The 3,944-nt window shown below is 40.6% G+C and carries 4 protein-coding genes; 2 read left to right on the top strand and 2 right to left on the bottom strand.

The annotated features are described in order from the left end of the window. Positions 1-256 precede the first annotated feature (256 nt). Both C8R34_RS15950 and C8R34_RS15945 read left to right on the top strand, forming a co-directional pair. The gene (locus C8R34_RS15950; RefSeq protein WP_207896499.1) at positions 257-1,615 is read left to right on the top strand and encodes an HD-GYP domain-containing protein; all 1,359 of its coding nucleotides are present in this window, start codon (positions 257-259) and stop codon (positions 1,613-1,615) included. Positions 1,616-1,889: 274 nt separating this feature from the next. Further along, positions 1,890-2,699: a UDP-2,3-diacylglucosamine diphosphatase gene (locus tag C8R34_RS15945; protein ID WP_110342256.1), complete on the top strand. Its 810-nt coding sequence runs from the start codon at positions 1,890-1,892 to the stop codon at positions 2,697-2,699. A 223-nt stretch (positions 2,700-2,922) separates the two neighbouring features. Here C8R34_RS15945 and C8R34_RS15940 read toward each other — a convergent pair whose 3' ends face one another. After that, positions 2,923-3,198 carry a glycine zipper family protein gene (locus tag C8R34_RS15940; protein WP_110342254.1) on the bottom strand — a complete coding sequence of 92 codons (276 nt, stop codon included), beginning with the start codon at positions 3,196-3,198 and terminating at the stop codon, positions 2,923-2,925. Between the two features lie 52 nt (positions 3,199-3,250). After that, positions 3,251-3,700 (bottom strand): Rap1a/Tai family immunity protein, encoded by a 450-nt coding sequence (locus C8R34_RS15935; protein ID WP_132467158.1) that lies wholly within the window; start codon positions 3,698-3,700, stop codon positions 3,251-3,253. Positions 3,701-3,944: the final 244 nt, after the last annotated feature.

The raw sequence follows: 3,944 nt of genomic DNA, 5'->3' as shown, positions 1-3,944 counted from the left end.
CAAAACTCATCTGCATCTTTTGCCCCAACCGTCTAGTCTATTACCTTTATTTTAGTCGGTTATTGCACTGACAGGGGAGGTTGTGCAGGAGTCTTTCAGATAATTTCCGCGGCTCTGACAGTATCCCAATCACTTGGCCTTCGACAGCCCACACTTTTTAATTGTGGACTGTGCTGATTCATTGGATCATGTCACAATCCGGCTTGAGTTAGTTACATAAGGGTGCAAATTTTCCATGGCTTTTAAGAAAATAAAGATGATTTTACAAAAATTTCCTTTTATGAAAACAAACAAGAAAGGTTCTCTTAAGTATTTTGTATATGTTGTATTGACGCGCCGCATTTTGCTCGTAACGTTATTGTTCTCTCTAGTACTCTCGGCAATCGTTCATATCAGTGTCAATAACGACCTATATGATCGTGTATTTATAACAGCGCATAATCGCTTTGAAACACTCCGCGCCAGAACGAATGAGTACCGAGAAAAAGAAGGCGTTTCTCTGCAACAGGCCATGGATCAAGCAATTAGTGCTTTATCACTGATTCAATACGATAAAAGTATCGGTATTTTTGTTTATTACCAAATAAATTCCTTGAATGAAGGTACGTTGATCGATCGATACGATGACAATTATCCTGACATAGACAGAATAAAACGATATATCGCTGATACGCAGTTTCAGTTTTCGAAAGATGGGAGCACTTTACAAGAGATCGTCAAGCTGGATGGTTACAGTTATGTGCATCTTGTCATGCCGCTTTATAACAAAACCGGCAACTTGATTGGCCATCTGAGAACGATGTTTTCACTCACGCAATCCACCATGGATCAATTAAAAGGCGAAGTATATGCTACGATTTTTTATGCAGTGCTAATCGTCATCTTGACAACCGCAATTTTATACCCTGTCATCGTTAATTTAACCCGGAAGCTTGCGGCTTTCTCTATTGATCTATTGGATTCCAATATTGAAACACTTCGAGTTCTCGGCAATGCTATTGCTAAGCGAGATAGTGATACCAATTCGCATAATTACCGGGTTACCATCATCGCTGTCCGCCTTGCCGAAAAAGTCAATTTACCCAGCCAACAGATCGAATCATTAATCAAAGGTGCATTCCTACATGATGTAGGGAAAATTGGTATTTCCGATAACATATTATTAAAGCCGGGAAAACTCACTGAATCAGAGTTTGCTCTGATGAAGACTCATGTGGAAAAAGGACTTGAAATAATTAGCCGCTCCAAATGGCTATCTGATGCTAAGGATGTTGTCGGCGGTCATCATGAGAAATACGATGGCAGTGGCTACCCTCATGGTTTACGATCCGATCAAATACCGATTAATGCTCGAATTTTTGCTATTTCTGATGTATTTGATGCATTAACTTCCCGGAGACCTTACAAAAAAGCCTTTACCTTTGAAGAAACAATGAAAATCGTCATGGAAAAAAGCGGAACCCACTTTGATCCCGAACTTATCGATCATTTCAAACTGATTTCTGCCAAGCTTTATCAGGAATTAATAAACAAGGATGATGAAGCATTACGAAAAATATTACATGGCATCATTCAAAAATATTTCTCTACCGGAATAGATTCCTTGTCATATTGATAGTGCCACAAAATGCCTGATCCGCATCATCCGCGCGGCATTCCTTGATCAATATTGATATACATCATGTCTGATGTGTAGCGTCGCTGGTTAAGGTGTTGTCGAAAACAAATCTTACTTGAATCCGCTGATCAGCATCAAGGATTCATAGCAAAAATCACCTGCCAAGATTTTTTCATAAAGATTTCATGAATATTTAACAAATACTTCAAGGAAGCTTAACAAACACACTTTATGCTGTGGAACCGTCACTTATCCACTTAAAAAGGCATGTATGTTAAAAAATAAAGCCCCTATCAAAGTAAGAAGTGTTTGGATTTCCGATGTGCATCTCGGATTTCGCGGCTGCCAGGCGGAAGCACTGCTGCATTTTCTGCATTCGGTTGAAACCGATTACCTTTTCCTGGTCGGCGATATCGTCGATTTCTGGAGCATTAAAAAGAGTCCTTACTGGCCGCAAGCGCATACCAATGTGGTTCGGTCGATTTTAGGCAAAGCCAAACATGGCACCAAAGTCATTTACATACCGGGCAATCATGATGAGGCCATGCGGGATTGCGTTGGTCATGTTTTCGGCAATGTGGAAATTCACCAGGATTATGTGCACACGACAACAGAAGGAAAAAAGCTGTTGATTATGCATGGCGATGAATTTGATGTCATTGTCAAAAATAGCCGCTGGCTCGCAAAACTCGGCAATGTCGCCTACGATACGCTGCTGGATCTGAATCACTATATCAATGGCTTGCGCAAGTATTTCGGGTTTTCTTATTGGTCGCTCGCAGCCTATCTAAAATTGCGCGTAAAAAACGCAGTCAGCTACATCAGCAGCTTTGAGGATGCATTGGCGCATCTGGCTAAGGATCGTGGCGTTGATGGGGTGGTTTGCGGTCACATCCACCACGCTGAATTGAGAGAAATTAACTCGATACTGTATTGCAATGACGGTGATTGGGTCGAAAGCTGTTCTACTCTGCTGGAACATAACGATGGATCATTGGAACTGGTTTTCTGGTCCGAACGGTTTGAGCAACACAAAATCTATGTACAGGAAGAATTGCTGGCCAGCAAAAAAGCGGCTTAAACCCAGAACATGGAAAGCTTCCAAATCGCTGCAGACTTTATCACTCAGGATGATATTCAATAATGGACTGGCCCAATCATTGAGCGAGTAATTATTGGAACTCTGGTATCGTAAGGGTTACCAAGTTTTCTGACCCTCACTCTGATCTAATTGGAACACTCTTCGCGCGCTGTTAGGCAGCTTTTTAATCCGCTATTGACAAAAGTAATCTCCAATTCCGCTTTTATTTGCCTTGTTGACCTGCTCGATAGCCTTTTTGGTAAGCGCGATCTTCGGATTTTTTATGCTGATCAACTAAAAAGCCTCCTAATAAACCGGCACCTGCACCGATGGCTGCTCCCATTCCTGCACTACCAGCAATTGCCCCGATCAAAGCTCCTCCTGCTGCACCACCCGCAGAACCTGTCAGTAGCCTTTGATCGGTGTTCGACATGCCCGCACATCCAGAGAAACTGATGGTTATGATGGCTGCGATTAATAAACAAGCGATTTTTTTCATGATGATCACCTTTGCAAGAAACTCAAGATTATTATTTATAATTCACGAATCGTTAATCGTCTTTACAAGAATAATTGTCAACTAAGTATTTCATTAACGAATCAACAATGGATTCTTTTAAATACTCTGGATGCTCCTTAACCCATTGGATATATCCAGAAATCGTATGATTTCTGGATAACTCAACTCGTTCTATTTCTGAATTGACAGATGCTGGATGATGTAACTTCGGAATACAAATTATGGGACTGAGTCCTGGGCTTTTGTATAGTTCATTTTGATAGTGATATACACCGACCAAATAACCGTGGCAAAAATGAATAGCTTGCGTATAAAGCTTGTCTTCTGGAGAAACAGAACATAACTCAACGATATCTTGTGTATTTTTGACCATAAAGTTATTTTCAGTTGCGGCTTGAACAGGAGCCATCAAGTAGCTGATTCCTATCATTACCATCATTAACAAAGTAACAGGAGAACGGAAGATACCATTTTTTTTCATATAGTTACCCATTTATGATTTGACTTTAAACATGACCCAGAATGTTATTGAATTTAGCACAAATACAAATACAAATACAAAAAAAGTTGAGTCAGTTCGTATATGAGGTTCCCTCTGTTTTTTTGTCTTCCAGCAGGCAAACCATCTGAAAGACTCCTGCACAACCTCCCCTGTCAGTGCAATAACCGACTAAAATAAAGGTAATAGACTAGACGGTTGGGGCAAAAGATGCAGATGAGTTTTG

The organism is Nitrosomonas sp. Nm84, assembly GCF_003201565.1.
In the GTDB taxonomy this organism is placed as follows: Bacteria; Pseudomonadota; Gammaproteobacteria; order Burkholderiales; family Nitrosomonadaceae; genus Nitrosomonas.
The sequence above is the reverse complement of the archived record's forward strand: the minus strand, read 5'-3'. Positions and strand labels throughout refer to the sequence as shown.